Origin of the sequence: Microbacterium meiriae (genome assembly GCF_025143875.1) — a bacterium.
GTDB lineage: Bacteria > Actinomycetota > Actinomycetes > Actinomycetales > Microbacteriaceae > Microbacterium > Microbacterium meiriae.
The window spans coordinates 74,926-101,779 of record NZ_JAMBDU010000004.1 but is presented as its reverse complement, the minus strand read 5'-3'; the positions used below and the strand labels follow the sequence as shown (position 1 = coordinate 101,779).

Annotated in this window: 26 protein-coding genes; 19 read left to right on the top strand and 7 right to left on the bottom strand. The window is 72.0% G+C overall.

Translation table 11 applies throughout. The features are described from left to right. The first annotated feature begins 94 nt into the window (after nucleotides 1–94). The 6 genes from M4D53_RS03900 (at nucleotide 95) to M4D53_RS03875 (ending at nucleotide 6,175) form a co-directional block, all read left to right on the top strand. Nucleotides 95–829 carry an SDR family NAD(P)-dependent oxidoreductase gene (locus tag M4D53_RS03900; protein ID WP_259952082.1) on the top strand — a complete coding sequence of 245 codons (735 nt, stop codon included), beginning with the start codon at nucleotides 95–97 and terminating at the stop codon, nucleotides 827–829. Nucleotides 830–923: 94 nt separating this feature from the next. Then, complete coding sequence (locus M4D53_RS03895; RefSeq protein WP_259952081.1) at nucleotides 924–2,024, top strand: zinc-binding dehydrogenase; 1,101 nt, start codon at nucleotides 924–926, stop codon at nucleotides 2,022–2,024. Nucleotides 2,025–2,032: 8 nt separating this feature from the next. Beyond that, nucleotides 2,033–2,992 carry an aldo/keto reductase gene (locus M4D53_RS03890; RefSeq protein WP_259952080.1) on the top strand — a complete coding sequence of 320 codons (960 nt, stop codon included), beginning with the start codon at nucleotides 2,033–2,035 and terminating at the stop codon, nucleotides 2,990–2,992. Between the two features lie 23 nt (nucleotides 2,993–3,015). Then, entirely contained in the window at nucleotides 3,016–3,987 is a 972-nt protein-coding gene (locus M4D53_RS03885) for an alpha/beta hydrolase (RefSeq protein ID WP_187663540.1), read from the top strand. Then, nucleotides 3,984–4,967, top strand: a complete 984-nt coding sequence (locus M4D53_RS03880; protein ID WP_259952078.1) for an alpha/beta hydrolase — start codon at nucleotides 3,984–3,986, stop codon at nucleotides 4,965–4,967. Before M4D53_RS03885 ends, M4D53_RS03880 begins: the two co-directional genes overlap by 4 nt. Beyond that, a complete protein-coding gene (locus M4D53_RS03875) occupies nucleotides 4,964–6,175 on the top strand; it encodes a multidrug effflux MFS transporter (protein WP_232089195.1) in 1,212 nt (403 codons plus the stop codon). Before M4D53_RS03880 ends, M4D53_RS03875 begins: the two co-directional genes overlap by 4 nt. A 22-nt stretch (nucleotides 6,176–6,197) precedes the next feature. On the opposite strand, the gene M4D53_RS03870 is transcribed toward M4D53_RS03875, so the two are convergent. Next, complete coding sequence (locus M4D53_RS03870; RefSeq protein WP_259952076.1) at nucleotides 6,198–6,731, bottom strand: hypothetical protein; 534 nt, start codon at nucleotides 6,729–6,731, stop codon at nucleotides 6,198–6,200. Between the two features lie 65 nt (nucleotides 6,732–6,796). Between M4D53_RS03870 and M4D53_RS03865 the strand changes: the two genes are divergently transcribed. Both M4D53_RS03865 and M4D53_RS03860 read left to right on the top strand, forming a co-directional pair. Beyond that, nucleotides 6,797–7,381 carry a TetR/AcrR family transcriptional regulator gene (locus M4D53_RS03865; protein ID WP_259952075.1) on the top strand — a complete coding sequence of 195 codons (585 nt, stop codon included), beginning with the start codon at nucleotides 6,797–6,799 and terminating at the stop codon, nucleotides 7,379–7,381. A gap of 103 nt (nucleotides 7,382–7,484) precedes the next feature. Beyond that, the gene (locus M4D53_RS03860) at nucleotides 7,485–9,473 is read left to right on the top strand and encodes a primary-amine oxidase (RefSeq protein WP_259952074.1); all 1,989 of its coding nucleotides are present in this window, start codon (nucleotides 7,485–7,487) and stop codon (nucleotides 9,471–9,473) included. 29 nt (nucleotides 9,474–9,502) lie between these two features. On the opposite strand, the gene M4D53_RS03855 is transcribed toward M4D53_RS03860, so the two are convergent. The 3 genes from M4D53_RS03855 to M4D53_RS03845 all read right to left on the bottom strand — a co-directional run bounded on the left by M4D53_RS03855 (nucleotide 9,503) and on the right by M4D53_RS03845 (nucleotide 12,074). Beyond that, complete coding sequence (locus M4D53_RS03855; RefSeq protein WP_259952072.1) at nucleotides 9,503–10,165, bottom strand: SDR family oxidoreductase; 663 nt, start codon at nucleotides 10,163–10,165, stop codon at nucleotides 9,503–9,505. Between the two features lie 96 nt (nucleotides 10,166–10,261). Next, nucleotides 10,262–11,194 carry an N-acetylmuramic acid 6-phosphate etherase gene (gene murQ / locus M4D53_RS03850; RefSeq protein WP_259952070.1) on the bottom strand — a complete coding sequence of 311 codons (933 nt, stop codon included), beginning with the start codon at nucleotides 11,192–11,194 and terminating at the stop codon, nucleotides 10,262–10,264. Beyond that, entirely contained in the window at nucleotides 11,184–12,074 is an 891-nt protein-coding gene (locus tag M4D53_RS03845) for a BadF/BadG/BcrA/BcrD ATPase family protein (protein WP_259952069.1), read from the bottom strand. The genes murQ and M4D53_RS03845 overlap by 11 nt, the downstream gene beginning before the upstream one ends. 102 nt (nucleotides 12,075–12,176) lie before the next feature. On the opposite strand from M4D53_RS03845, the gene M4D53_RS03840 reads away from it, so the two are divergent. Continuing rightward, entirely contained in the window at nucleotides 12,177–13,034 is an 858-nt protein-coding gene (locus M4D53_RS03840) for a MurR/RpiR family transcriptional regulator (RefSeq protein WP_259952066.1), read from the top strand. Nucleotides 13,035–13,057: 23 nt separating this feature from the next. On the opposite strand, the gene M4D53_RS03835 is transcribed toward M4D53_RS03840, so the two are convergent. Continuing rightward, the gene (locus M4D53_RS03835; RefSeq protein WP_259952064.1) at nucleotides 13,058–14,200 is read right to left on the bottom strand and encodes a DUF998 domain-containing protein; all 1,143 of its coding nucleotides are present in this window, start codon (nucleotides 14,198–14,200) and stop codon (nucleotides 13,058–13,060) included. A 105-nt stretch (nucleotides 14,201–14,305) separates the two neighbouring features. On the opposite strand from M4D53_RS03835, the gene M4D53_RS03830 reads away from it, so the two are divergent. The 8 genes from M4D53_RS03830 (at nucleotide 14,306) to M4D53_RS03795 (ending at nucleotide 22,623) form a co-directional block, all read left to right on the top strand. After that, the gene (locus M4D53_RS03830) at nucleotides 14,306–15,262 is read left to right on the top strand and encodes an AraC-like ligand-binding domain-containing protein (RefSeq protein ID WP_259952063.1); all 957 of its coding nucleotides are present in this window, start codon (nucleotides 14,306–14,308) and stop codon (nucleotides 15,260–15,262) included. Between the two features lie 577 nt (nucleotides 15,263–15,839). Continuing rightward, nucleotides 15,840–16,628: a MoaF C-terminal domain-containing protein gene (locus M4D53_RS03825; protein WP_259952061.1), complete on the top strand. Its 789-nt coding sequence runs from the start codon at nucleotides 15,840–15,842 to the stop codon at nucleotides 16,626–16,628. 112 nt (nucleotides 16,629–16,740) lie between these two features. Next, nucleotides 16,741–17,163: a nuclear transport factor 2 family protein gene (locus M4D53_RS03820; RefSeq protein ID WP_187663529.1), complete on the top strand. Its 423-nt coding sequence runs from the start codon at nucleotides 16,741–16,743 to the stop codon at nucleotides 17,161–17,163. 33 nt (nucleotides 17,164–17,196) lie between these two features. Further along, complete coding sequence (locus M4D53_RS03815) at nucleotides 17,197–18,363, top strand: ABC transporter substrate-binding protein (protein WP_187663528.1); 1,167 nt, start codon at nucleotides 17,197–17,199, stop codon at nucleotides 18,361–18,363. Nucleotides 18,364–18,552: 189 nt separating this feature from the next. Continuing rightward, on the top strand, nucleotides 18,553–19,413 hold the full coding sequence (locus M4D53_RS03810) for an ABC transporter permease subunit (protein WP_101846949.1): 861 nt from the start codon (nucleotides 18,553–18,555) through the stop codon (nucleotides 19,411–19,413). Beyond that, nucleotides 19,400–21,172, top strand: a complete 1,773-nt coding sequence (locus M4D53_RS03805) for a branched-chain amino acid ABC transporter ATP-binding protein/permease (protein WP_259952058.1) — start codon at nucleotides 19,400–19,402, stop codon at nucleotides 21,170–21,172. Before M4D53_RS03810 ends, M4D53_RS03805 begins: the two co-directional genes overlap by 14 nt. Beyond that, nucleotides 21,169–21,861 (top strand): ABC transporter ATP-binding protein, encoded by a 693-nt coding sequence (locus M4D53_RS03800; RefSeq protein WP_259952057.1) that lies wholly within the window; start codon nucleotides 21,169–21,171, stop codon nucleotides 21,859–21,861. The genes M4D53_RS03805 and M4D53_RS03800 overlap by 4 nt, the downstream gene beginning before the upstream one ends. 111 nt (nucleotides 21,862–21,972) lie before the next feature. Continuing rightward, nucleotides 21,973–22,623, top strand: a complete 651-nt coding sequence (locus M4D53_RS03795; protein ID WP_259952055.1) for an HAD-IA family hydrolase — start codon at nucleotides 21,973–21,975, stop codon at nucleotides 22,621–22,623. Between the two features lie 34 nt (nucleotides 22,624–22,657). Here M4D53_RS03795 and M4D53_RS03790 read toward each other — a convergent pair whose 3' ends face one another. Next, nucleotides 22,658–23,473: an SDR family NAD(P)-dependent oxidoreductase gene (locus M4D53_RS03790; RefSeq protein ID WP_259952053.1), complete on the bottom strand. Its 816-nt coding sequence runs from the start codon at nucleotides 23,471–23,473 to the stop codon at nucleotides 22,658–22,660. Nucleotides 23,474–23,526: 53 nt separating this feature from the next. Next, nucleotides 23,527–24,276 (bottom strand): SDR family NAD(P)-dependent oxidoreductase, encoded by a 750-nt coding sequence (locus M4D53_RS03785; RefSeq protein ID WP_259952051.1) that lies wholly within the window; start codon nucleotides 24,274–24,276, stop codon nucleotides 23,527–23,529. Nucleotides 24,277–24,519: 243 nt separating this feature from the next. Between M4D53_RS03785 and M4D53_RS03780 the strand changes: the two genes are divergently transcribed. After that, on the top strand, nucleotides 24,520–25,974 hold the full coding sequence (locus M4D53_RS03780; protein WP_259952050.1) for an APC family permease: 1,455 nt from the start codon (nucleotides 24,520–24,522) through the stop codon (nucleotides 25,972–25,974). Between the two features lie 39 nt (nucleotides 25,975–26,013). Then, complete coding sequence (locus M4D53_RS03775) at nucleotides 26,014–26,853, top strand: molybdenum cofactor biosynthesis F family protein (RefSeq protein ID WP_259952048.1); 840 nt, start codon at nucleotides 26,014–26,016, stop codon at nucleotides 26,851–26,853. Nucleotide 26,854: the final 1 nt, after the last annotated feature.

Below are 26,854 nucleotides of genomic sequence, written 5' to 3'. Positions count from 1 at the left end.
CTCCTTCGCCGTCTCGGGGCACGGGGTTGTGTTTTTCTATGTTTGTAGAATATAACGGAGGAATCCCATCGGAACACCGTCAGTGAGGACGACCATGACCGCTTCCCCGCGCCGCATCCTCGTCACCGGAGGAGCCTCCGGGCTCGGCCGCGGCATCGCCAGCGCCTTCCGCGCCGCCGGGGACGAGGTGTTCCTCGGCGATGTGAACCTCGAGGCCGCCCGGGCCGTCGCCGCCGAGATCGGCGCCACCGCCCTCCCCCTCGACATCGCCGACGAGGGCGCGGTCACCACCGCCGCCGCGCAGCTCGCGGAGGCCGGCGGGCTCGACGTCCTCGTCAACAACGCCGGCGTCGTCGCCGGTGGGGGCACACTCCAGGAGGTCGCGGTCGACGCGGTCGACGCGGCCCTGCGCGTCAACGTCCGCGGCACGTTCCTCATGCTGCGGGTCTTCGGCGGGCTGCTCGCGGCCGCCGGCCACGGGGCCATCGTCAACATCTCCTCGATCGGCGCCCGGCAGCCCACACCGGGCCTCGGACACTACGAGGCCACGAAGGCCGCGGTCGACGCGCTCACCCGGACGGCCGCCATCGAGCTCGCCGGCTCCGGGGTGCGCGTCAACGCCGTCGCCCCCGGTCCCGTGCTCACGCCCCTGACCGCCGACTTCGCCTCGAACCCCGATGCCCGCGCCGCCTGGGAATCGCGCATCCCGCTCGGCACCATCGCCGAGGTCGACCAGGTCACCCCGCTCGTGCTCTTCCTCGCGAGCGAGGCCGCCAGCCACATCACCGGGGTCTCGGTCCCCGTCGACGGCGGCCAGCTCCTGGTCTGACCCCCGTCCCCCTCCGTGCGGGATCGATCCCGCCCCTCCTGGCACCGCGGAGGACCGTCTTCGATCCCGCCACCCGCCCCGCGACTGGAGAACCATGACCCTCCCCACCACCACCCGCGCCGCGGTGCTCACCGCGCACGGCGAGCCGCTCACGCTGCAGGACCTCCCGCTGCCCGCCGAGATCGAACCCGGCGCCGCCCTCGTCCGCATCGCCTGCACGACGCTGTGCGGCACGGACATCGAGATCTGGGAGGGGAAGATGTCGTTCCCCGGCATGCTGCCCATGGTCCTCGGTCACGAGATGGTCGGCGAGATCGTGGCCACCGGGCCCGACACCCGCGACGCGCTCGGCCGCGCACTCTCCCCCGGCGACCGGATCGGCTGGTCGGAGTCCACCTGCGGCGAGTGCCACGGCTGCGTCGTGCTGCGCGAGCCGGTCGCGTGCTCCCGCCGCGGCTACGGCTTCCTCCAGCGCGCCGACGTTCCGCCGTTCGCGACGGCCGGGCTCTCCGAGTACGCGTACGTGACCCCGGATGCCGCCACGCTCCTGCTCCCGGCGGCCGTCAAGGACACCTGGGCCTCCATGGCGGGCTGCGCCGCGAAGACCGTCCTCCGCGCGTTCGAGCGGGCCGGCCGGATCCGTCCCGGCTCCCGCGTGGTGGTGCAGGGCTCCGGCGCCCTCGGCATCTTCGCCACCGCAGTCGCGAGGATCGCGGGTGCCGGGCAGGTCATCACCGTCGGCGCACCCGCGGCTCGTCTGGAGCTCGCCGCCCGCTTCGGCGCCGACGCCGTCGTGGACTTCCGCGACGGGCCCGTCGTCGACCAGGTCCTGGCGCTCACCGGAGGCGAGGGGGCGGACCACGTGTTCGACTTCGCTGGAGCCCCGAGCGTCGGCCCGGACGCCGTCGGCATGGCCGCCCAACGCGGCACCGTGGCGATCGTGGGCTCGACCGGTCCGGCCGGGGACGGCTTCGCCCTCAGCACGATCATGGGCAAGGAGCTCACGGTCGTCGGCTCGCTCAACGGCGACATCTCCGACTACGCCCGTGCGATCGACTTCTTCATGGCGTTCGCCGACCGCTTCCCCTGGGACGACCTGTTCAGCGCCCCGGTCGGCCTCGCCGACGCCTCCGCGAAGATCGCCCACATGCACCACCTCGATGAGGTCAAGGCCGTCATCGACCCGAGCCTCTGAGGAGCACCATGACCACTCCCCTCCCCCTCCGCGAGATCGGCCGCAGCGGCCTGCACGCCTCCCTGTTCTCCCTCGGCTCCTGGCACACCTACGACCGCATGGACTTCGCCGACGCGGTGGCGCTCCTCCGCGAGGCCACCGACCGCGGCGTGAACCTCTTCGACGTGGGCGTGTACTCCGCGCCCGGCGCCCCGCCCGTCTTCACCGACGTGATCTTCTCGGCGATGGTGCGCGCGGCCGGGCTGCGCCGAGAGGAGTGGCTGCTGTCGTCGAAGCTCTGGCTCGAGGCCTTCGGCGCCGACGGCTTCCGTCCACAGCTCGAGAACGCGCTGATGCGGGTGGGAGTCGAGCACGCCGACCTCGTGATCCTCGGCGACCTCCGCCGCGACGACCTCGAGCTGCGCGATCTCGTGCTCGACCTCGCCGCGCTCGCCGACGCCGGCCTCATCCGCGCGTGGGGCGTGAACAACTGGTCGGCGGCGAGCATCCAGGCCCTGATCGACCTCGCCGCCGCGGAAGGCGTGCCCGGTCCGCAGATCGCGCAGCTCAAGTACAGCGTCTCGCGGCGGTCGATCCCGGACGGCGAGCCCTTCGCGCGCCTCTGGGAGCAGGGCCTCACGCTGCAGGCCTCGGACTGCCTGGAGGGCGGGATCCTCGCCGGGAAGGTGATCGGCGACCGGCAGATCGGGCGCGACCCTGGCGGCATCCGCGAACGGATCATCGCCGACGTCCCCGCGTTCACGGCGGTCGCCGACGACCTCGACGTGACCCCCGCCCAGCTCGGCATCGCGTTCACCCTCACCCACCCCGCCCTGACGACGACGCTGTTCGGCGCCTCCCGCGTCGCGCAGCTGCGGGCGAACCTCGACGCGGCCGCCCTCGTCGACCGCGTCGGCGCCGCCGAGCTGCGCCGTCTCGTCGAGCCCTTCTGGGCCGACCGCGGGGTCGTCGACCCCGAAGGCCCCTGACGCCGTCCCACCCGAGGAGAACCATGACCATCCCCGTCCCCTTCGATCCCGACGTGCAGGCCGTGCTCGACGAGATCGCGAAGAACCCGCAGCCCGCCCTCACCCGCGAGACCCTGCCGCGCGACGGCGTCGACCGGATGTTCCCGGACAACGACGCCGTGATCGCCGGCCGGGACATCACCTGGGAGGACCGCGTCATCCCCGGCCCGCCCGGAGCACCGGACATCGAGGTCACGATCTTCCGCCCCGCCGGCTCGGAGACCTCGACGCTCCCCGGCTTCGTGAACATCCACGGCGGCGGCATGATCGTCGGCCACCGCTCCTGGGAGACGGCTCGAGTCGTCGACATCGTCGCGGAGCACGGCGTCGTGGCCGTGAACGTCGAGTACCGCCTCGCTCCGGAGGACCCGTACCCCGCGGGCGTGGAGGACTGCTACGCGGCCTTCGTGTGGACGCACACCCACGCCACGGAGCTCGGCATCGACCCCGCGCGCATCGTCGTGGGCGGCGGCAGCGCGGGCGGGGGCCTCACCGCGGCCGTCGCCTTGCTGGCGCGTGATCGGCGGGGCCCCGTCATGGCCGGGCAGCTGCTGCTGTGTCCCATGATCGACAACACCAACACCACGGTGGCCAGTCGGCAGTACGACGGCATCGGCACCTGGCAGCGCGACATGAACCTCCTCGCCTGGTCGTGCGTCCTCGGCGAGGAGCTCGCCTTCAGCGTCGAGGCTCCCGCCTACGCCGCGCCGAGCCGGGCGACAGACGTCTCCGGCCTTCCGCCCGCCTACATCGAGGTCGGCGAGGCGGAGATGTTCCGCGACGAGGACACCGTGTACGCCCTCCGGATCTGGGAGACCGGCGGTCAGGCCGAGCTGCACGTGTGGGGCGGCGGCGCCCACGGCTTCGACATGTACATGCCGGACGCCGAGATCACCCGCGCTGCCCTCGCCGCACGTGCCTCCTGGCTGCGACGGATCTGGCGGACCGCCGCATGAGCACGCCCGAACCGGTGCCCTACGACCCGGAGCTCGTCGCCGGACTCGACGCCTTCGTCGACCTCGTCGAGGTCATCCCGCTGCGCGCGGACACCATCCACGCCAACCGCGATCACTTCGCCACGATCATCCCGCCGATGGCCGTGCAGGCGGAGGGTCGCGCCGTGACCTGGGAGGACCGGGTCATCCCCGGCCCCGTCGGGGCTCCGGACCTCGAGGTCACCATCGTGCGCCCGGCGCAGGCGCCCGCAGACCCGGCACCGGCGGTGCTGTCGATCCACGGCGGCGGCATGGTGCTCGGCACGCGCTTCTTCGGCACCGCCGAGCTCATCGACCTCGCCGAGCGGCACGGTGTCGTCGGCGTCGCGGTCGAGTACCGTCTCGCCCCGGAGCACCCCGGACCGGCGCAGGCGGAGGACTGCTACGCGGCACTGGAGTGGATGGTCGCCCACGCCGACGAGCTCGGCATCGACACCTCCCGCATCGTCGCGTCCGGGCAGAGCGCCGGCGGCGGACTCTCGGCGGCGGTCGCGCTACTCTCCCGCGACCGCGGCGGACCACGGCTGGCCGGGCAGCTCCTCGGCTGCCCGATGCTCGACGACCGCAACGAGACCCCGTCGAGCCGGCAGTACGACGGCTTCGGCGCCTGGGACCGGAACAACAACGACACCGCGTGGGACGCGATCGCCGGAGCCGACCGGTTCACCGACCGCGTGTCGCCGTACACGGCGCCGACCCGGGCCACGGATCTGTGGGGACTCGCTCCGGCGTTCATCGAGGTGGGTGCCGCGGAGACCTTCCGCGATGAGGCCGTCGACTACGCGTCGCGGATCTGGGCCACGGGCGGGCAGGCGGAACTGCACGTCTGGGCGGGCGGCTACCACGGCTTCTCCGGGTTCTCCCCCGAGGCCGAGGTCTCGCAGGCCGCGGTGGCCGCGCGGGAGAGCTGGCTGCGCCGCGTGCTGCGCCTGGGCGGATGAGTCTCCCGGCGCGCGGTGAGCCCGCGCGGATGGGCACGCTGCGGGCGATGCTGGTGCTCGGCATGCTGGAAGCCTTCGGTCCGCTGTCGATGGACCTCTACCTGCCCCAGCTCCCCCAGCTCGCGGCGTCGCTCGGCACGACCGAGGCCCTGGCGCAGGTGACCATGTCGGCGTGCATGATCGGCCTCGGCCTGGGGCAGCTCGTGGCCGGTCCCCTCAGCGACCGGCTGGGCAGACGTCTGCCGCTGCTGGTCGGAGTCGCGGCGTTCGCGGTGCTCTCCGCGGTGTGCGCGGTCGCCCCGACCATCGAGCTGCTGCTCGTCGCTCGCTTCCTGCAGGGGCTGGCGGGATCGGCGGGCATCGTGATCTGCCTGGCGATCGCCCGCGACCAGTTCGAGGGCATCGAGCTCTCCCGCATGCTCTCGCTGCTGTTCCTCGTCTCGGGCACCGCGCCGATCATCGCGCCGGTGGTGGGCGGCCAGCTCGCCCGCATCATGGACTGGCGCGGGATCTTCGGGGTGCTCAGCGGGATCGGCGTCATCCTGCTGCTCGTGGTCGTCTTCCTCCTGCCGGAGACGCTGCGACCGGAGGCGCGCCACGGCGGAGGCCTCCGCGTGCTGCGGGCGCATGCCGGCGCCGTGCTGGGCGACCGGCTCTTCGCCGCGGTCCTGTGCGCCTCCGCCGGTGCGGGCGTGGCGTTCTTCACCTATCTCTCGATGTCGTCGTTCGTGCTGCAGGACGAGTTCGGCCTCAGCCCGCAGAGCTTCAGTCTCGCCTTCGCCGCCGGCGCCCTCGCGAGCATCGTCGGCAGCCAGTCGAGCCGCCTGGTCGTGCGCCGCTTCGGCCCCCTCCGCGTCTACCTCGGCGGGGTCACGGCGACGCTCGTCGCGACCACGACCTTCCTCGTCCTGGCACTGAGCGGGACGGGGGTGGCGGGCGTGGTGGCAGCACTCGTCGGGTTCATGCTGTGCGCGGGCCTCGGCGGCCCGAACGGCCAGACACTCGCCCTCGCGCATCACGGCGCCAGGGCGGGGACGGCGTCCGCCCTGCTCGGCATGTCGTCGTTCCTGTTCGGCCCGGTGCTCGCCCCGGTCGCCGCCGGGATCGGGGGCACGAACGCCGTCACGATGGCGGTCACCATGACCCTGGCCGCCGCCGTCGCGGCGATCGCCGCCTGGGCCTTCGTCCGCCCCGCCGCGCGGGAGTGAGGTCGGCCGTCGCACCGGACGGTCAGCCCGCGATGCTCATCGCGACGACCCCGATCGCCATCGCCCAGGATTCCACCGCGAGCAGCCGGGCGGCGCGGCCCCGATGCGCCGTCGTCCGCCACCCTGCGGCGATCGTCCAGGCGACGACGCTGAGAGTGCCGAGGAGGACGAGCGCGCCGAGCGCGCCGCCGAGTCCATGACCCCCGTGCCCCGCGGACGTCACCACGCCTTGACCGACCGATCCCGCCGCGCCGTGGAAGGCGCAGATCGCCATCACGAGCGATCCGAGAGCGCGGTGACAGCAGGGGGCCGCGGACGTCGCCCCGCGGACGCCCATCGTGCCGATCATGCCGGACACGAGCAGCAGGGCACCGATCAGCAGGGCACCCAGCGGCCCGGTCCCGCCCGTCGCCATCAGCAGCATCCCCGCCGCCATCACCACCGCGGCCTGGCGCCCCTGCCACGGCACGGCGCGCCGCGCAGCGAGGCAGGCGCCGACCGACACGAGCGCCGCCGCCGCCATCAGCAACGATGCTGCCGGGAGCAGGAGGTCCACAGCCGAAGTATATTGATCGTTCGCTCAAAAAAGCGAGGCCGCACTTCATGCGACACAATGAGCACGTGCCCCGCATCGTCGACCATGATGAGCGTCGCCGTCAGATCGCCGACGCGCTGCTCGTCGTCGCTGCCAGAGACGGCCATGAGAGCGTGTCCTCGCGGGCGGTGGCGAAGGAGCTCGGCGTCGCGACCGGCTCCCTGTGGCACTACTTCGACGGCTTCGACGACGTCGTCCGGGCCGCCGCGGCCGAGGTCACCCGTCGCACCGACGAGCGCATCGCCGCGGCGACGGACGGACTCCGCGGCCTGGCGCGCCTGCGGGCCCTGATGGGCGAGGTGCTCCCCGTCGACGAGCGCACTCGCACCGAGGCGCACGTCGTCGTCGGCTTCTGGGGGCGCCTGGCCACCCTCGCCCCGACTCCTGACGCCGGAGCGCCGACCCTCGCGACGTGGCAGGGCAGCATCCGCGAGGCACTGGAGGAGGCGGTGAGCGACCGAGAGCTGCGCCCGGACACCCCCACCGGCGACCTCCTCGCCCTCCTGCGCTCGATCACGTACGGCCAGCAGGTCGTCGAGGTCACCGAACCGCAGACGGCGGCGGCGCACTTCGCGGTCCTCGACAGCATCCTCGCCCCCTGGCGTCGCTGACCTCGACATCGCCCACACGCCACGGTTGTGCGCCCGTGCACGCCGTCGTATCATCGTGCCAACCCGTTTCTTGAGCACTTGCTCGAAAATAGTGAGGTCAACGATGTCCCCGCACTCCCCCCAGCCCGTCTCCCTCGAGCCGATCGCCGTCCCGCACCCGCTCGACCCGCTCACCGGTGCCGAGATCGCCGCCGCCCGCGCCGTGCTCGACGCAGCCGGCCTGCTGACGGCGACCACCCGCGTGCCGATGCTGCTCCCCGACGAAGCCACGAAGGAGGAGCTCGCGGCCTGGCGTCCCGGCTCTCCCATCGACCGCCGTGTCGACGTGACGCTGCTCGACACCGCCACCGGCGTCGCGACCGAGCTGATCGTCTCGATCACCCGTGGCGAGGTCGTGCGGCAGGAGCGAGTGCCGAACGACGCCCCGCCGTACGGCCAGCCGCAGTACCTGTTCGAGGAGTACGAGCGGGCAGAGGCCATCGCCAAGGCGTCCCCGGACTGGCAGGCGGCCATGCGGCGGCGGGGCCTGGCGGACCACATGGCCCTCGCCTTCTGCTCCCCCCTGGCCCCGGGCTACACCGGCCGGGCCGACGAGGTGGGCCGCCGCGTGATCCGGTCCCTCACCTTCCTCCGATACGACGAGCAGGATTCCCCGTGGGCCCACCCCGTCGAGGGGCTGATCGTGCACATCGACCTCACCACGGACAGCGTGATCCGCGTCGAGGACGAGGGCGACGTGCCGGTGCCCGCCGGGCACGGCAACTACTACCCGGAGGTGCAGGGCGCGGCACGGACGACGCTGCGGCCCATCGAGATCACCCAGCCGGACGGGCCGAGCTTCGCCGTGTCCGGATCGCTCGTCGAGTGGGAGGGCTGGTCCATGCGCGTGGGCTTCAACGCCCGCGAAGGCCTCGTCCTGCACGACGTGTCGTTCCAGGGGCGCTCCGTGCTGCACCGGGCGAGCGTGCCGGAGATGGTCGTGCCGTACGGTGACACCGCCCCCGGGCGCTTCTGGATCAGCTACTTCGACGCGGGCGAATACCTCCTCGGCAAGAACGCCAACCACCTGGAGCTCGGCTGCGACTGCCTGGGCGTGATCCGGTATCTCGACGGCTACGTCGCCGACGACCACGGCCACCCGGTGCGCATCCCGAACGTGATCTGCATGCACGAGGAGGACTTCGGCATCCTCTGGAAGCACACCGACCTCTCGGGACGGTCCGACGTGCGGCGCTCACGGCGCTTCGTGGTCTCGTACTTCTCCACGATCGGCAACTACGACTACGGCTTCTACTGGAACTTCGGACTGGACGGCTCCATCGAGGTCGTCGCCAAGGCCACGGGCATCGTGTTCGCCGGCGCCGGGGAGCCGGGCGTCCGTCAGAAGCACGCCACCGAGCTCGCCCCCGGCGTCTTCGCCCCGGTCCACCAGCATCTGTTCTGCGCGCGGCTCGACGTGGCTATCGACGGCCAGGACAACCGCCTCGTGGAGGTCGACGCGCAGCGGGTGCCGATGGGGCCGGACAACCCGTTCGGCAACGCGTTCACCTGGTCGGAGACGGTGCTCGAGACCGAGCACGCCGCCCAGCGTGAGGCCGACTCCTCCGCCGCCCGGGTGTGGGAGGTGCAGAGCGCCTCGCGGACCAACCACGTCGGCCGCCCGACCGCCTACCACCTCGTCCCGGAGCCGACCGCCCTGCTGATGGCCGACCCCGCCTCCTCCGTCGCCGCGCGCGCGGCCTTCGCCACGAAGCACCTCTGGGCGACCCGGTACGAGCACGGGCAGATCTGGCCGGCCGGGCGCTACCCCAACGCGCACCAGGGCGGCGCCGGCCTCCCGGAGTACACGGCCGACGACCGCCGGATCGACGGCGAGGACATGGTGCTGTGGCACACCTTCGGCCTCACGCACTTCCCCCGCCCGGAGGACTGGCCGATCATGCCCGTGGACTACGCGGGATTCTGGTTCAAGCCCTACGGTTTCCTCGACCAGAACCCCGCCATGGACGTGCCGGAGTCCTCCCAGGCGCACGGCGGCGCGACGGCGACGCCCTCCTGTTGCGGCGGCGACTCCTGCGCCTGCGGCCACTGAGCGCCCCCCGGGGCCGCTCCGCCGCGCGATCAGTAGCGGGCGGAGAAGGCCCCGTCGGCGTGGAGAAGCTGACCAGAGATCCAGCGCCCCTCATCCGAGACGAGGAACGAGACGACGGCGGCGATGTCACCCGGGGTGCCGAGGCGCCCGAGCGGAGTCATCCCGGCGAGGCCGACGCGCGTCTCCTCGTCCATCCATCCGGTGTCGATGGGGCCGGGGTTCAGGACGTTGGCGGAGATGCCGCGCGGACCGAGCTCCCGTGCGGCCGAGATGACGAGCCGGTCCAGCGCCCCCTTGGACGCCCCGTAGGGCAGGTTCCCGGTCACGTGATCGCTCGTGAGCGCCACGACCGCGCCGCCCTCCTCGGCCTGCCGGGCGAAGGCCGCGATGAGGAGCAGGCTCGCCCGCGCGTTCACGGCGACGTGCCGGTCGAAGCTCTCCGCCGTGGTGTCGAGGATTCCGGACTCGACGTCGTGCGCGTGGCTGAGGACGAGCGCGGAGATCGGGCCGTGCGCTGCCGCAACTTCGGCGATCAGGCGCTCCGGTCCGTCCGCGGTGGAGAGGTCGGCGGGGTGATCGGCGTCGTCGAGGTCGCTGGTGACGACGGTCCAGCCGTCGGCACGGAGCCGCGGGACGATGCCCGCGGCGATGCTGTTCGCGCGCGCGGCGCCGGTGACGAGAGCGAGGGGCATGCCCTCACGCTAGCGGGCAGCCCGTCGCGGGTGCGAAAAGGTGCCCCGATCGCTCCCGTCAGGCGCGTCTCTCATCCCTGCCGAGGGGAGAGCGGGTCAGGCGAGGGCGGCGATCGCGTCGCGGAGGATGCCGTCGGCCGCGGCCAGCGCCTCAGCGGCGGTCTCGGCGGAGGCGCCCGTCGCGAGCAGGAGCAGCGCGAGCTTGACGGAACCGTCCGCGGCCTGTAGCGCGGCGGACGCGGCGTCCACGTCCACACCCGCGAGCTGCGACACCGTGCGGATCGAGCGCGCGTGCAGCTTCTCGTTCGTGGCCAGCAGGTCGACCATGACCCCGCGGTACGTCTTGCCGAGCTTGATCATCGAGAGCGTCGTCAGCATGTTCACGACGAGCTTCTGGGCCGTGCCGGACTTCAGCCGCGTGGAGCCCGAGATGAACTCCGGCCCCGTGACGACCTCGATCGCGATGTCGGCCTCCGTGCCGATCGCCGACCCCGCGTTCGAGGCGATCGCCACCGTGAGGGCGCCGAGGCCCCGGGCGTACCGCAGCCCGCCGATGACGTAGGGCGTGCGGCCGGATGCCGAGATCCCCACCACCGTGTCCCGCTCGGTGAGGTCCAGGTCGCGCAGAGCCAGGGCCGCGGCCTCGTCGTCGTCCTCCGCGTTCTCCACCGCCGAGCGGATGGCCGTCTCCCCGCCGGCGATGAGTCCGACCACCATCGACGGGTCGGTGCCGAAGGTGGGCGGGCACTCGCTCGCGTCGAGCACGCCGATGCGACCTGCCGTGCCCGCACCGATGTAGATGAGGCGACCGCCGCGTCGGAAGCGCTCCGTGATGCCGTCCACCGCCGCCGCGATCTCCGCCGTGCGACCGGCCACGGCCTCGGGCACGCGACGGTCCTCGGCGTTCATGCGCTCGACGAGCTCAGTGGTGCTCAGCAGGTCGAGATCGCCCCGCTCGGTGGACGAGGCCTCGGTGTCCAGGCCCGCGAGCTCGGCGAGAAGGGTGGTCAGACGGGGGTCATTCGGCACGGTGCACGAACCTTTCATGGGGGAGGTCGAGGCGACGGGTCAGCAGCAGGGCCCCGTCCATGGCGCCGCCTCGCGCGGGGACGACCCGACGGCCGCTCCCTTCGAGCGCGCGTGCGAGGGCGGCGCGGAATCCGTCGTGGTCGGTGAGGCCGCCGTGCAGTGCGACGTCCGCGGTCGGCCCGGCGGCCGCAGCGGTCGTCGCCGCGAGGAGCCGGACGGCCTCGTCGACGATCCCGCGGGCTATGCGGTCGTCGGCTGCGGCGGCGGCGAGCACGAGGGGCGCGAGGGTCGCGAGGCGGCGGGCGAGGGCGCCATCGGCGGCGAGCCAGGCCTGCACGGCCGAGGGCGGGCCGACGGGGGCGGCGAGCGCCGCGGTGAGAGCGGTGGGCGCCGCCAGCCCGTCGTGGGCACGGAGCACGGCCCGCAACGCCTCGCGGCCGAGCCAGGATCCGCTGCCGAAGTCGCCCAGCTCGGGGCCCCAGCCGTCGACCAGACGCGCGCCGGAGGGGTCGACGCCCAGCGCCACGGCTCCGGTGCCGGCGATGAGCAGCACGCCGGCCGCGCCGTCGAGGGCGCCCGCATGGGCGGTGACCACGTCCGACGCCACGGCCACGCGCGCTCCGGTCCGTGCGGCGAGCGCGGCGGCGAGTTCCTCGGCCGCCTCCGGGGCGAACCAGGCGCCGGCCGCCCCCACGCCGAGCGTGTCGATGCGCTCGACACCGTCGAGCAGCGGGAGAATCGCGGTGAGCGCCGCCTCCAGTCCGCCCGCCGCGGCGAGGCCCGGCGCTCCGATCCCGGAGCGCTCCCCGGCCGTCGCGCCGTGCACGACGAGGCGGCAGCGGGACTTGCCGAGGTCGACGGTGGCGGTCGTCTCGCTCATCGGCACTCCTCGGATCCGGCGGAAAGAAAGAAAAGCGACTACACAACACGTAGACTCGCTGAAAAGAATTTACCATCCCGTTCCGCCGTTCCGGAGGATACCGTGAGCATCCAGTCCACGATCGAGGCCGCCGCTGCGACCCTGCCCCCGTCGCTGGCGCGCGTCGCGGCCGCTGTGCGGGAGAATCCGAGCCTCGTGATCGACAAGACGATCAGCGAGCTCGCCGAGGAGTGCCGAACCTCGGTCGCCTCCGTCGTGCGGTTCTGCCGCGCGATCGGCTTCACCGGCTACGCGCCGCTGCGGATGGCCCTGGCCACCGAGCTCGGCAAGGAGGCCGCGCAGTTCTCCGCCCGCGGCGCCTACGGCTCGGAGATCTCCGACGAGGACACCCTCGAGGAGGCGGTCTCCAAGCTCGCGGCCCTGGAGCTCCTCGCCATCGAGGAGACCGTCGGCCAGCTCGACTTCGCTGTGCTGGCGGCGGCTGTCGCCGCTATCGACGGCGCCGACCGGATCCTCCTCTACGGCATCGGCGCCAGTCAGTTCGTCGCGGAGGACCTCGCGCACAAGCTCCTCCGCGTCGGCCGCAACGCCCACGTCCTCGCCGACCCCCACGAGGCGATCGCCGCCGCGGTCCTGCCCGTCAGGACCACCGTCGCCATCGGGTTCTCGCACGCGGGGTCGACGATCGAGACGGTGCGGTTCCTCGAAGCCGCCGTCGCCAACGGCGCGACGACCGTCGCCGTCACCTCCGTGAAGGACTCCCCTCTCGCCCAGGTCGCCGACCACGCCCTGTTCACCGAGGTGCGCGAGTCGACCTTCCGTGCCGGGGCGATGGTGAGCCGGATCGCGCAGCTCGCCCTCGTGGACTGCCTGTTCATCGGCGTCGCCAAGCGGCGGTACGCCGAGACCGTCGACGCCCTGCAGCGCACGCGTCAGGCGACGCGCCTCCTCCGCGACTGACGACGCCGCCGAGCGCGGGTGCGTCAGCGGACAGGGGCGTCCAGCACCGTCGGAGCCTCCGTCCGTGACGTGTGGCTTCCCATCGTCCCCGCCGTGCGCAGGAACACGATGATCCAGCTGAAGATCAGCACGGCCGCGATGAGCTCGACCGCCGTGAGGTTGTAGTAGCCGACAGCGAAGAACGCCCCAAGCAGCACGATGACCAGCACGTACGTCCAGCCGAGGCCGACGAAGACGCGCGGGATGCTGCGCACGAACCACGGCAGACCGACGACGACCACCGCGAACACCACCACCATGCCCGTCGCGACGGTGTTGTGCAGACCGAAGAACTCGTCGACGGGGAAGATCCCGACGCACGCGAGGAAGATGCCCATCAGGATGAGCCCGCCGCGCACGATGGTCCGGCCACGGCGGTCGACCGGGTCGTCGACAGGCAGCCCCGCCGTCGCATAGCGCGAGATGGTCGTCACCATGATCCCCGCGATGACGAGGGTCACGTTGAAGGCCACCGAGGCGCTGTTGCTGCTCATGCCCAGCGCCGACAGGTTGTCGCGCCACCAGTGCACGTCACTGGAGGCCAGCATCGCCGCGAACGCCCCGACGACGAGGAACACCGCCAGGACCAGCGACAGCACGGTCGGCGTCAGAGCGACGGCGCTGAGGAAGGCGACGTAGCCCGTGAGCGCGAACGCCACGGCGACCAGGATCGCTCCGGGGAACGCGAAGACGGGGGCGTCCACGAAGCTCTGCTCCAGCAGCTGCGCGATCCCCAACCAGCCGAGGTAGGCGATCGCGGCGTGCGCGAAGGCGATGGCGGCGAGGTCGTACCAGCGCAGGCGGTCGCCGGGTACCGCGAATCCGTCCCTGGCGCGGGTGGGGTCGGGCTCCGGAACCCGCACAGCGAGCCGCCCCAGGGCGAAGGCGAGCGCCGCCGCGATCGCGCCGCCGTAGGCCGCGAACATACCGATCGAGCCGGTGCCGCTGATCGAGAGCTCCCGCCCCCAGAACACCGGCAACGCCACGAGGAACCCGACGAGGAGGAACGCCGCACCGACGATCAGCGCGGTCGCCTCGAACACCGCGTCGGAGGTGGCGGGTCCGCGCACCTGGCGGAGCACCTGCCGGATCCGCTGCGTCACCGTCGACATCATCCCGCCGTTCACGGACCACATCCTAGACGGCACCCCCGCAGGATCGTCGCCGGTGGTAGCATCACGGAACGGATCGTATACAACGTCGTCGTTCCCACCAGCCCGAGGTGATCAGTCATGAACGGTGCCCTCACCACCCCCGCCGAATCGGTGTCCACGCTCGTCGCGCGCAACATCAGCGAGTTCCGCGCCGCCGTCTCCGAGTCGTTCGTCCCGCTGCAGGTGTCCACCGCGGGCGCCGACCAGTTCCGCGGCGTGATCCGCGGCGCCGCCGTCGACGAGGTGCACGTCAACGACATCCGCGCGACCTCGCACGTCGTCGAGCGCACCACCGAGCTCATCGCCCGCGGGGACCGCTCGTACTTCAAGGTGAGCCTGATGCTCGCCGGGACAGGCCTGCTCATCCAGGACGACCGCGAGGCCGTGCTGGAGCCCGGCGACCTCGCCGTCTACGACACCGATCGGCCGTACTCCCTCGTCTTCGACCAGGACTTCCGCACCATGGTCGTCATGTTCCCGAAGCACCTGATCAGCCTCCCGCCGGACATGATCGGGCAGCTCACGGCCGTCCGCATCTCGGGTCAGGAAGGGCTCGGCGGCATGGTCGTGCCGTACCTGACGCAGCTCGCCGGCAACCTCGATGAACTCGCCGGCACGACGGGAGCCCGGCTCGCGCACAGCGCCCTCGACCTCGTGACCACCGTCTTCACGCGGGAGCTCGGTCTCGACCAGGTCTCCGCCGACCCGCACCGTGCCCTCATGCAGCGGATCCGCTCGCACATCGACCGCAACCTCGCCTCCACGGACCTCGGACCGGCCTCCATCGCCGCCGCGCACTTCATCTCCACCCGCCACCTGCACGGACTGTTCCAGGAGCAGGGGGTGACCGTGTCGACGTGGATCCGCACCCGCCGCCTGGAGCAGTGCCGTCGCGACCTCCTCGACCCGATGCTCGCCGACCGCCCCGTCGCCGCCATCGCCGCCCGCTGGGGCTTCGTCGACGCGGCGCATTTCAGCCGCGCGTTCAAGACCGCCTTCGGCGTCTCCCCCAGCGAGTACCGCGCCACCCACTGACCCTGTTGTTCCCGTTCTCCCCGTCGCGCGCGGGATCAAAACCGCCCCGCCAGCGCTCGCCCCGCGCTCGTTCCTGATCCCGCACCATCCCCTCGCCCCGCGTGCGGGATCAGGAACGCACCTCACTCCCGTCGGGCAGGGGCACTTTCGACCCCGCACCGACGCGCGGCACTCCGTGCGCGAGAGACACGACTCCCGCGCGCCAGATGACACGACTCCAGCGTGCGGGATCAGGAACGCACCCCACACGCGTCCGGCAGGGGCGGTTTCCGTCCCGCGCCGGGGCGGCCGCAGGCGGGACGCCCGTGCGGGATCAGGAAGGCACCCCACTCGCGTCCGGCAGGGGCGGTTTTGATCCCGCACGGGGGCCAGGGGCGAATCCAGGGACGGAACCGCGGGGACGGAGCTGCGCGGGGGCGGGGCTTGCCCGGGAGGGCACGCCGGTTGACTCTCGGTGCGGGATGGACTCCGCGCGCTTGAGGGCTCCCCCGGGCCGGCCGGAGCATGAGGCAAGCGCATCGCGACGACGCGGTGCCCGGGGCGACGAGGCCCCGCCGTGTGCGACGTCAGGACCCTCATGACCGACATCTCCGCCGACCCCGCTCTGGACGAATGGCGCACGTACGACGAGTTCGCCGCGGGCATCGACACGTTCCGCCTGCCAAACACGATGCTCGCCGGAACCGCGCTCACGCTCACCCTCGACGACGACACCGCGCTCGCGCTCCGCTTCGACGAGGACTCCGTGGCCTGGGAGGGCCTGGGCTCCTCCGGTCGCGACCCGTACGACGCCGTCCGCGTCCGTGACGACGTCGTCTTCGTGAACATCCCCTTCGAGACCCGCGAGCGAGAAGCCCTCACCGTCGTGTTCTCCACCACGACCCACCGCGCCACCGTCATCCGCTCCCGCATCGCCGCCGAGGCCGTCGAGGGCACCCCGCAGGTGGGGCAGGACTTCTGGGCCGCGACCACTGACGCCGGACCCGCGACCGGCGAGGTCCCCGGTCCGAGCCGTGACCTCATCGGCAAGCGGAACATCTACCGCTACAGCCCCCACCACCTGTACGAGCACGTCTACGTCTCCAGCCAGCGCTACGCGTGGCAGTGCCTGGAGGGCGTCCAGCGCGGTCACGGCGACATGGACCTCTCCACGGTGTGGAAGTTCGCGGACGGCCTCTACCTGTTCTGCTTCCGCGAGTTCCGGATCGCGGTGGCGAGCGTCTGGCTTCACGACCTCGGCTACCAGCTCATGACGACGGGGATCTTCCTCGGACTCAACGGCGACGGCGAGTCCGAGCACTCCCGCGCCGGCGGACACATCTACCCGCTGGGCGCCGTCGCCTACCCCGACGCACAGCCCGCCTGACCCTTCGACCCTTCGACCCTTCGACAGGCTCAGGGACCCAGACGGGCTCAGGGCCCTTCGACAGGCTCAGGGACCCAGACGGGCGCAGCGACCCACCACGGAAAGAGAGCACATGAGCAACGCAGACCTGATCCGCGACCACTACGCCGCCAACGACCGCGGCGACCTGGACGGCATGCTCGCGCCCTTCGCGGCCGACATCGAGTGGACCGAGGCCGCCGGATTCCCCTACGCCGGAACGTACATCGGCCCGGACGCGGTCGCCGAGAACGTCTTCGGCCGCATCCAGGAGGAGTGGGACGACTACACCGTCGCGATCGACGAGGTCGTCGACGGCGGCGACGTCGTGGTCGGCATCGGCACCTACTCCGGCACCTACAAGCGCACCGGGCGGTTCTTCGCCGCCCGGGTGGCCCACGTCTGGCGCGTGGCGGGCGGCGAGATCGTCGCCTTCGAGCAGTTCACCGACACGGAGCTCGTGAACCGCGCCCTGCGCGCGCCGTCGACGAGCACCGAGACCCAGCCTTCGAGCTGACAGCACGACCCGAACAGGAGAGGCAGGAAGCACATGAACAGACGAGCATCCGGCGCCGCGGCGATCATCGCCGTGGCCGCCCTCGCTCTCGCCGGCTGCGCCGGCGGCGACGGAGCCGGGGGCGACGGTGCCCCCATCGTCGTCGGCTCCGTGAACACGATCAGCGGCCCGGCGACGTTCCCGGAGGCCTCGCAGGCGGCTGCCGCCGTCTTCGACGCGTTCAACGAGGACGGCGGCCTCGACGGCCGCACGATCGAGTACAAGATGCTCGACGACAAGGGCGACCCCGCCACGGCCACCGCCTCGGCGCGGGAGATCGTGGGCAGCGACGAAGCCGTCGCGCTCGTGGGCTCCGCGAGCCTCATCGAGTGCGAGATCAACGCGAAGTACTACGAGCAGGAGGGCATCCTCTCGGTGCCCGGCATCGGCGTCGACACGGGCTGCTTCGACAGCGAGAACATCTCGCCGGCGAACGTCGGCCCGTTCAACGACATGACCCTCACGCTGCAGTACGGCTCCGAGGTGCTCGGACTCGACGACATCTGCATCCTGCTGGAGATCGCCGGTTCCACCCGTCCGACCTATCAGGCCGCGATCGACAAGTGGACCGAGATCACGGGCAAGGAGCCGAAGTACGTCGACGACACCGTGCCGTACGGCGCCTCCGATTACACGCCCTACATCGTCAAGGCGCGGGACCAGGGCTGCAAGGCCCTCGCGATCAACCCGGTCGAGCCCGACGCGATCGGACAGGTCAAGGCCGCGAACGCGCAGGGCTGGGACGACGTGACCTGGCTCTACCTCACGAGCGTCTACAGCGAGAACTTCGCCGACGCGATCGACGACGCGGGCGCCGGCATCTACGTCCCCGCCGAGTTCTACCCGTTCACGGACGACAGCGACATCAACGCGGACTGGCGGACGCTGATGGAGGAGAACGACATCCCCCTCACCTCGTTCAGCCAGGGCGGCTACCTCGCGGCGACGTACTTCATCGAGGTGCTGAAGAGCATCGACGGCGACATCACCCGGGAGAGCGTCTCCGAGGCGCTGAAGGGCATGGACCCGATCGAGAACCCGATGGTGGGCACCCCCTACGCCTTCGGCACGCAGAACACCGCGGGCTGGCCGATCATCCTGAAGTCGGGCACGAACGCCTGGGAGAAGGTCGCCGACGACTGGCTCCGGATCGGCGAATAGTCCCCGCGCTTCGACAGGCTCAGCGACCCACGCCGGGTCCCCGCGCTTCGACAGGCTCAGCGACCCACGCCGGGTCCCGCGCTTCGACAGGCTCAGCGACCCACGCCGGGTCCCCGCGCTTCGACAGGCTCAGCGACCCACGCCGGGTCCCTGAGCCTGTCGAAGGGCCCTCACCAGAAAGGACGCCTGATGCTCCAAGGCGCCATCGCCGGACTCGCCGCCGGCGGCCTCTACGCCGTCCTCGGCGTCTGCCTCACCCTCATGTCACGCCTCGTGCGCGTCGTGAACTTCGCCCAGGCCGCGACCGGCATGTTCGGCGCGTTCACCGCCGTGTGGTTCGTGCGCGAGATCGGACTGCCCATCTGGCTCGGCTCGATCCTCGGCGTCCTCGTCGCGGGCCTGCTCGCCGCGGCCATCGGCTTCATCGCCGCGACGTGGCTGTCGGAGGCCTCGACGACGACCCGCTCCGCCATGACGGTCGGCCCGCTCCTGCTGCTCATCTCGCTGTCGTTCATCCTGTTCGGCAACAAGCCGCAGCCGTTCACCCCGATCATCGCCGGGCCCGCGTTCTCCTTCGGCGGCGTGGTCATCAGCCAGGTCACCGTCGCGACGGTGGCGATGGCCGTCGTCACCGCCGTCGCCGTCCGCATCGTGCTGCGCCGCACCAGGGTCGGCACCCAGCTGCGCGCGCTGTCGGAGCGGCCGACCACGGCGGAGCTGCTCGGCATCCGCTCCCGGCCGCTGTCGATCGCCGTCTGGTTCGTCACCGGGATCATCAGCGCCATCGCGATCATCATCGTCGCGCCCTCGCAGTCGAACGATGCCACGAGCCTGTCCATGCTCATCGTCCCCGCTGCGGCAGCCGCCCTCCTCGGTGGCTTCCGCCGGCTCGACCTCGCCGTCGTCGGCGGGCTGCTCCTCGGCGTCCTCGGCGGACTCGTCGCGCAGATCGACGAAGTGGCGCTCGTGCGCAACTTCCTGCCGTTCCTGTTCATCGTCGTCCTGCTGCTCTGGACGCAACGCAAGGAGGTGTGGGATGCCGCTCGCTGACCGCCCCTGGTTCCGGATCACCTGGCCGTTCGCCGTCGCCGTCGTCGGCATCGGCGTGGGCGCGCTCCTCAGCGCCGCCCTTCCCGGCTACTTCGTCTTCCTCGCGATCAGCGCCGTCACGGCCGCGATCGCGATCCTCGGCCTCGGCATCGTCACCGGCTCGGCCGGGATGATCGCCCTGTGCCAGCTGACCTTCGCCGCGGTCGGGGCGTGGATCGTCTCCCTGCTGAACGTGATGCAGGCGCCCGGCGGCTTCCCCGTCTGGCTCGTGCTCGGCGGTGTCGCGGCCGGTCTCGTCGGCATCCTCGTCGGCCTCCCCGCCCTGCGGCTGCGCGGCGTGAACCTCGCCGTCGTGACGCTCGGATTCGCGGCCGCGGCGGACGTCACGCTCGTGCAGATCCAGTTCCCCGGCTCCGCGGACGGCATCGCGATCGAGCGGCCCGCGCTGTTCGGCAGTGACCGGGAGTTCTTCTTCCTCTCCATCGTCGTGCTCGCCGTCTGCGGCCTGGCGGTGTTCTTCCTGCAGCGCGGACGCTGGGGCGCCAGCTGGAAGGCCGTCGCATTCTCCGAGCGGGGCACGGCCGCGGCCGGGCAGAGCGTGCGCACCGCGAAGCTCACGGCGTTCGCGGTGTCGGCGGCCCTCGGCGGCATCTCCGGCGGGCTACTCGCCGGACAGGTGCAGCTTCCCTTCGCCTCGAGCTTCACACCACTGCAGTCCCTCGCCCTGTACGTGCTGGCGATCATGTCCGGCGCGCACCTCATCGACATGGCCATCTTCGGCGGACTGCTCTGGGTGCTCGTGCCGGAGCTGCTCAAGCGCTGGGGCGTGCCGCAGGACTGGGGCTTCGTGGTGTTCGGCGTGCTGGGCGTCCAGGCCCTCACGAGCGGCACGAACCTCGGCCAGGGCATCCGCAACCTCCTGTACCGGCGGGCCGACCGGCGCACGGCCACCGCGGAGCTCACGGCGCTCCCGCCGGACGCGGGAACCGATGCGACGGCGATCACCACGACCACGACGGCCACCGTCGACGAGGCCGCCCTCGACGGCGCCCCGGTGCTCACGGTCGACGGGCTGACCGTGCAGTTCGGGGCGCTCAAGGCCCTCGACGACGTCTCGTTCACCGTGCCCGCCGCCTCGATCATGGGGCTCATCGGTCCGAACGGCGCCGGGAAGTCGACCTTCGTCGACGCCATCAGCGGGTTCCTCCCCCAGCACGAGGGCCGCGTGCTCCTCGGCGACCGCGACCTCGCCGGGCTCTCCCCCACCCGGCGCGCCCGCCTCGGACTGCGACGGACCTTCCAGCAGGACCGCGTCCCGCCGGCGCTCACGGTGGGCGGCTATGTGCGCTTCGTGGCCCGGCGGCGCCTCGCCGCGGCGGACATCGACGAGGTCCTCGCGTTCTTCGGGTGCCCGCCGGCCCGGGCGCGCCTCTCGAGCGTCGACGTCGGCACCCGGCGGCTCGTGGAGGTCGCGGCGAACGTCGCCGCCCGCCCGCGCCTGCTCATCCTCGACGAACCCGCCGCCGGCCTCTCGCACGAGGAGCATCTGGCGCTCGCGGCTCGCCTCCGCGAGCTCCCCGGGCGCTACGGCGTGGCCCTCATCATCATCGAGCACGATCTGGACCTCGTCCGCTCGGTGTGCCCGACGCTCACGGTCCTCGACTTCGGCCGCGTCCGGGCGAGCGGCCCGCAGGCCGAGGTCCTCGCGAACCCCGACGTCGTCAAGGCGTACATGGGAGAGACGGAGCTGCTGAAATGAGCGAACTGGTGCTCGACGGCGTGACGGTGAGCCGCGGCGCCGGGCCGGTCATCTCGGACGTCTCGCTGCGGGTGACAGGCGGCGAGGTCCTGGCGCTGGTCGGCCCGAACGGCGCCGGCAAGACGAGTCTGATCGAGGCGGTGTCCGGCGTGACACCGCACTCGGCCGGGTCGATCCTGCTGGACGGGGATCCGATCGACCGGCTCTCCCGCGTGGCGCGAGCCCGGCGCGGCATCGTGCACATCGAGCAGGGGCGCGCCGTGTTCCCCTCGCTGACCGTGCGCGAGAACCTCTCCCTCACGGCGCGTACCGCCGGCGAGATCGAGGCCGTGCTGGCGCAGTTCCCGGAGCTCGAGAAGCGCATCGACTCCCCCACGGCGCTGCTGTCGGGTGGGGAGCAGCAGATGGTGGTGCTGGCACGGGCGTTCGCGGCGAAACCCCGGGTGCTGCTCATCGACGAGATGTCCCTGGGCCTCGCGCCGGTGGTGTTCTTGCGCCTGATGCCGATCGTGTCGTCGATCGCGGAGTCGGGGGTGGCGGTGCTGCTGGTGGAGCAGTTCACGCAGCTCGCGCTCGGTCTCGCGCAGGAGGCGGTGGTCGTCGCCGGCGGTCGCGTGTCGTTCCAGGGCGCGCCGCAGGCCCTCCAAGACGACCCCGCCCTCCTCCACCGCGCCTACCTCGGGGGCTGACTCCCCGTCGACCCACCCCGTGGCGTTCCTCCCGGCCCCGTGCGTACGTGCGCAGGGGGCCGGGGCGCGCGAAAGGGGGTGGGTCGGCGGCGTGGGGGTTAGCCTGAGGGAGTGACCGAGATCCTCCACGCCCGCGCCGCCCTCCTCGACATGGACGGGACCCTCGTCGACTCGACCGCCGTCGTGGAGCGCCTCTGGCTCGCCTGGGCGGAGCCGCACGGGATCGACCCGGAGACCGTGCTGCGCACCGTCCACGGACGCCAGGGGCACCAGAGCATGGCGATCCTGCTCCCCGAGCGCGACCACGCGATCAACCTCCGCGAGAACGAGGTCATGCTCGCCACCGAGGCCTCCGACGTGGACGGTGTGATCGGCATCCCGGGTGCCGAGGACCTGCTCGCCGCGCTGCAGCCGTTCCCGCACGCCGTGGTCACCTCCGCCAACGTCGCCCTCATGACCGCGCGGATGGGTCAGGCCGGGCTCACGGTCCCCGAGCTCGCCGTCACGGCGGAGAACGTCTCCGCCTCGAAGCCCGATCCGGAGGGCTTCCTCCTCGCCGCCCGCACGCTCGGCATCGACCCCGCAGACTGCGTCGTGTTCGAGGACTCCGGCGCGGGCATCCAGGCCGCCCACGCTGCGGGCATGCGCGTGATCGGCATCGGCCCGCACGCCGCAGCCCACGCCCCGACCGCGCACGTCGACGACCTCACGCACGTCGCCGTGGTCCGGACCGACGACGGCTTCGAGCTCCGCATCGACTGAGGCGCGACAGCCGCCGCTCGACCCTGACCCCGCGCTACATCCCGGCGTGGTCGAAGGCGATGGTCGGCACGTCGACCACGTGCGAACCGCCGTCCGCCACGATCACGGCGCCGGTGATGTACGACGACTCCCCCGACCCGAGGAAGCGGACGACCGAGGCGATCTCGGCGGGACGCGCGGGGCGGCGCAGCGGCACATCGGCGGTGACCGTCGCGTACCCCTCCTCCCGGGAGCCGAGGCCGGCATGCGCGGCGAACTCGTCCATCTCCTCGTCGGCCATCGGCGTCTGCACCCATCCGGGGCAGATCGCGTTGACGCGGACGCCGTGGCGCCCGTAGTCGCGCGCGAGCGTCCGCGTGAGGCCGATGAGCGCGTGCTTGCCGACCGTGTATCCGGCCACCGACGGCCCCGCGAAGAGTCCGGCCAGCGACGAGACGATCACCACCTGCCCCTTGGCCTCGATCAGCGCCGGCAGCGCCTCGCGTGCCATCACGAACGCGGTGGTGAGGTTGGCGCGGATCGCCGCGTCCCAGCTCGCGTCGTCGGTCTCGGCGACCGGCGAGAACCCGTGTCCCCCGGCGTTCGCGACGAGGACGTCGATCCGGCCGAACCGCGCGAGGATCTCGGCGATCGCGGCCTGCGCCGACGCGGTGTCCGCCGCATCGGCGACGACGGGCAGGGCTCCGACCGCGCGCTCGACCTCGTGCAGCGGCTCCGGCCTGCGGCCCACCACGACGACGTGCGCCCCCTCGGCCGCGAACCGCTCCGCGACCGCTGCGCCGATGCCCGTGCCGCCTCCGGTGATGACGACGACGCGTCCGGAGACGCTTGATCCGACCACGGTTGCCATGTGTGCTCCTGTGTGTTCTGCGCGCGTGCGCTGTGGGGCCGGACGCGGTCGCGTCAGGCGGGGAATCCCGACCGGGCGGTGTACCCGAAGTCGCTGAGGAGGGTGGTGCCGTTCACGGTCCGGCTCCGCGGGGAGAGGAGGTACGCCACGTGCCCGGCGACCTCGTCGGCGCTCTGCACGGGGAAGGCGGGGTCGGCGAAGGCCTCCGAACCGAGATCCCCGCGGCTCATCGGAGTGTCGACGATGGACGGTGCCACCGCGTTCACCCGCACCCCGGTGCCGGCGAGGTCGACCGAGAGCGCCCGCCCGAACTGCACGAGCGCCGCCTTCGATGCGGCGTAGGGAGCCATGCCCGGCGAGGCCACGACGGCCGAGTCGCTCGCGAGCAGCACGACGGACCCCGGGGCGGACTCCCGGAGCGCCGGGATCGCGTGCTTGAGCACGAGGAACGCGCCGGTGACGTTGACGGCGAGGACGCGGTTCCACTCCTCCAGTGCGGTCTCCTCGATCGGCGTCCCCACCGGGCCGGAGATCCCGGCGCAGCAGACCACGGCGTCGAGACCGCCCAGCGCTCGGACACCCGCGCCGACCGCGGCGGCCACCTGCTGCTCATCGGTGACGTCGGCGGCGAGCAGCACCGGATCGGCGCCGGCGTCCTCGGCGGCGTCCCGGAGCGCAGCCGCATCCCGATCGAGCAGCGCGACCCGCACCCCCTCGGCGGCGAGCGCCCGGGCGACGGCACGGCCGATGCCGCTGGCGGCCCCCGTGACGAGGGCCGTCGTGCCGTCGAGCTGCAGGTCCATCGCGTCCTCCGACCGCGGCCCGGCGCCGCGCGGCGCCGACGAGACAGCGGTGTCGTCCCGGTCATCCTGCTCCGCGGGGCGAAGGGGCCGCACGCCCACCGGCGGGGTGTGCGCGGTGGCACCATCGTCCTTCGCTCACGGTCAAGCGCCGGATCGAGGCGGCGAGCAGACTCGCTCTATCGACGATTCCCCTCGTCGTCGATGCCGTGTCCGCACGGCCGTCACCCGAGCAAAGGAGCCGACGTGGCAGAGCAGATCTCCGCACCCACGACGCCGCACCACACCTCCCTCCGCCCCGGCGCCCTCGGCGTCGCCGGCATCGTCTTCCTCGTCCTGGCCGCCGTCGCGCCGCTGACCGGGATCGTCGTCGTCGCCTCCCTCGCCATCGCCCTGGGCAACGGCGGCGGCACCCCGATGTCGTTCTTCCTCGTCGCAGCGATCCTGCTGCTGTTCGCGATCGGCTACGCCCAGATGTCGAAGCAGCTCGTGAACGCGGGAGGCTTCTACGCCTTCGTCGTGAAGGGCCTCGGCCGCACCGGCGGACTCGTCGCGGGCCTCATCGCGACGCTCGGCTACAACTTCTTCGTCGTCGGCACGATCGGCACCAGCGGCTTCTTCATGCAGACGATCATCCGCGACCTCACCGGTCTCGACGTGCACTGGCTCGTCTGGGGCCTGCTGTCGATCGTCGTCTGCTTCGTCCTCGCCCGGATCGGCGTCGACTTCAGCTCGAAGATCCTCGGCGTGTGCCTCGTGCTCGAGGTGCTCATGCTCGTCGTGTTCGACGTCTCCGTCCTCGTGCAGACGGGGTACGACGTCGCCGCGTTCAGCCCGGAGGCCGTGTTCTCCGGCTCGCTGCCCATCGGCCTGCTGCTGGCGGCGACCGGCTTCCTCGGGTTCGAGGCCACTGCGCTCTTCAGCGAGGAGGCCAAGCAGCCGCTGCGCACGATCCCGCGGGCGACCTACACCTCGATCATCGCGATCGGCGTGATCCTCGGCGTCACGACCTGGGCCGTGGTGAGCGCGACCGGCGTCGCGCAGGCGCAGGCCACGGCGCTGGAGCACCTGCCCACGGGCGACCTCATCTTCTCGCTCTCGCAGCAGTACCTGGGCGGTCCGCTCACGACCGTGATGATGGTGCTGCTCCTGGTGAGCCTGTTCGCGGCGATGCTCGCGTTCCACAACTCGGCCACCCGCTACCTGTACTCGCTGGGTCGCGCGAAGATCCTCCCCCAGGCCCTCGCCCGCACCCGCCCGAACGGTGCCCCGCAGCTCGCGGGCATCGCGCAGGCCGGCTTCGCGGCGATCGTGGCGATCCTGTTCGCCCTCGCCGGCGCCGACCCCATCGTCACGCTCGTGCCCGCGATGCTCGGCTTCGGCACCCTCAGCGTGCTGATCCTGCAGGGGCTCGCGGCGATCTCGATCGTCGTGTACTTCCGGCGCCGGAACGACCCGCGGTGGTGGAGCACGTTCATCGCGCCGGGCATCGGCTTCCTCGGCATCGCGGCCATCTCGATCCTGGCGATCGTGAACTTCAACATCGTGGCCGGCTCCGAGGAGCTCGCGATCCGCCTGATGCCGCTCCTGCTCGTGCTCGCGCTGATCGGCGGCATCGTCTACGCCGCCTACCTCCGCCGCGCCAAGCCCGCCGTCTACGACGGCCTCGCCACCGACCTGGAGCGGTTCAGCGACCGCTGACGCCCGCGCCGACCCCGTTCCCCGAAGGAAGGAATCCCCATGACGACCCTCAACCCCGCCGACACCTCCACCTGGCTGCCACTGGAAGGCCTCGCGCCCGGTTTCGACGCCAACAAGGCCCCGCACAGCACCGCGCTCAGCGGTCGCGAGATCGCTGTCGTCGACGCCCGCGGCACCCGCATCGTCCACCGCTTTGACGACTCGACGGTCGCCTGGGAGTACCAGCCCGGCGCCGAGGACCCCACGGAGGCCGCGTCCGACACCGACGACTACGAGGCGTTCGAGGTCGACGACGAGCTCTACTTCGTGCAGTTCCACCACCGCTACCTCCCGAACGAGGCGGTCTCGCTCGTGCTCGATCTGCGGCACGGACGCTCCCTCGCGGTGATCTCCGAGATCCTCCCCGCGCCCGAGCAGGGCCGCACCCGGGTGCAGCACCACTTCGCCCCCGGCACCATCGAGGGCGCCGCGGTCACCGGTGCCGAGGCCGCACCCACGACCACGCTCATCGGCCGCCGCGTCGAGTGGGTCTACAGCGAGGAGCACGCCTACGAGCACGTCTACCTCTCCCCGCGCTGGTACTCGTGGCAGTGCCTGGCCGGTCCGGAGCGCGGGCTCGCCGACACCGACGAGAACAGCGTGTGGGAGGTCCGCCCCGGGATCTACATCTTCGCGTGGCGCGAGAAGGTGATCCCGTGCGCCTCGGTGACGATCGCCGACCACCGCGACGTGAACGCGATCCGCTCCCACGGCGTGCTGTTCGGACTGGACGAGAGCGGTGAGGTGCCGACGCACTTCACGTTCGGCGCACACGGCCGCCTGCTGTCGACCACCCACCACTCCCCGTCGTTCGAGCCCGCGACCTTCGGAGACGCCTGAC

Excerpts from the sequence above, each read along its gene's own strand:
- M4D53_RS03900 (WP_259952082.1), top strand. The coding sequence starts at position 95 with ATGACCGCTTCCCCGCGCCGCATCCTCGTCACCGGAGGAGCCTCCGGG.
- M4D53_RS03895 (WP_259952081.1), top strand. The coding sequence starts at position 924 with ATGACCCTCCCCACCACCACCCGCGCCGCGGTGCTCACCGCGCACGGC.
- M4D53_RS03890 (WP_259952080.1), top strand. The coding sequence starts at position 2,033 with ATGACCACTCCCCTCCCCCTCCGCGAGATCGGCCGCAGCGGCCTGCAC.
- M4D53_RS03885 (WP_187663540.1), top strand. The coding sequence starts at position 3,016 with ATGACCATCCCCGTCCCCTTCGATCCCGACGTGCAGGCCGTGCTCGAC.
- M4D53_RS03880 (WP_259952078.1), top strand. The coding sequence starts at position 3,984 with ATGAGCACGCCCGAACCGGTGCCCTACGACCCGGAGCTCGTCGCCGGA.
- M4D53_RS03875 (WP_232089195.1), top strand. The coding sequence starts at position 4,964 with ATGAGTCTCCCGGCGCGCGGTGAGCCCGCGCGGATGGGCACGCTGCGG.
- M4D53_RS03860 (WP_259952074.1), top strand. The coding sequence starts at position 7,485 with ATGTCCCCGCACTCCCCCCAGCCCGTCTCCCTCGAGCCGATCGCCGTC.
- M4D53_RS03855 (WP_259952072.1), bottom strand. The coding sequence starts at position 10,165 with ATGCCCCTCGCTCTCGTCACCGGCGCCGCGCGCGCGAACAGCATCGCC.
- M4D53_RS03845 (WP_259952069.1), bottom strand. The coding sequence starts at position 12,074 with ATGAGCGAGACGACCGCCACCGTCGACCTCGGCAAGTCCCGCTGCCGC.
- M4D53_RS03830 (WP_259952063.1), top strand. The coding sequence starts at position 14,306 with ATGAACGGTGCCCTCACCACCCCCGCCGAATCGGTGTCCACGCTCGTC.
- M4D53_RS03825 (WP_259952061.1), top strand. The coding sequence starts at position 15,840 with ATGACCGACATCTCCGCCGACCCCGCTCTGGACGAATGGCGCACGTAC.
- M4D53_RS03820 (WP_187663529.1), top strand. The coding sequence starts at position 16,741 with ATGAGCAACGCAGACCTGATCCGCGACCACTACGCCGCCAACGACCGC.
- M4D53_RS03815 (WP_187663528.1), top strand. The coding sequence starts at position 17,197 with ATGAACAGACGAGCATCCGGCGCCGCGGCGATCATCGCCGTGGCCGCC.
- M4D53_RS03810 (WP_101846949.1), top strand. The coding sequence starts at position 18,553 with ATGCTCCAAGGCGCCATCGCCGGACTCGCCGCCGGCGGCCTCTACGCC.
- M4D53_RS03805 (WP_259952058.1), top strand. The coding sequence starts at position 19,400 with ATGCCGCTCGCTGACCGCCCCTGGTTCCGGATCACCTGGCCGTTCGCC.
- M4D53_RS03800 (WP_259952057.1), top strand. The coding sequence starts at position 21,169 with ATGAGCGAACTGGTGCTCGACGGCGTGACGGTGAGCCGCGGCGCCGGG.
- M4D53_RS03790 (WP_259952053.1), bottom strand. The coding sequence starts at position 23,473 with ATGGCAACCGTGGTCGGATCAAGCGTCTCCGGACGCGTCGTCGTCATC.
- M4D53_RS03785 (WP_259952051.1), bottom strand. The coding sequence starts at position 24,276 with ATGGACCTGCAGCTCGACGGCACGACGGCCCTCGTCACGGGGGCCGCC.
- M4D53_RS03775 (WP_259952048.1), top strand. The coding sequence starts at position 26,014 with ATGACGACCCTCAACCCCGCCGACACCTCCACCTGGCTGCCACTGGAA.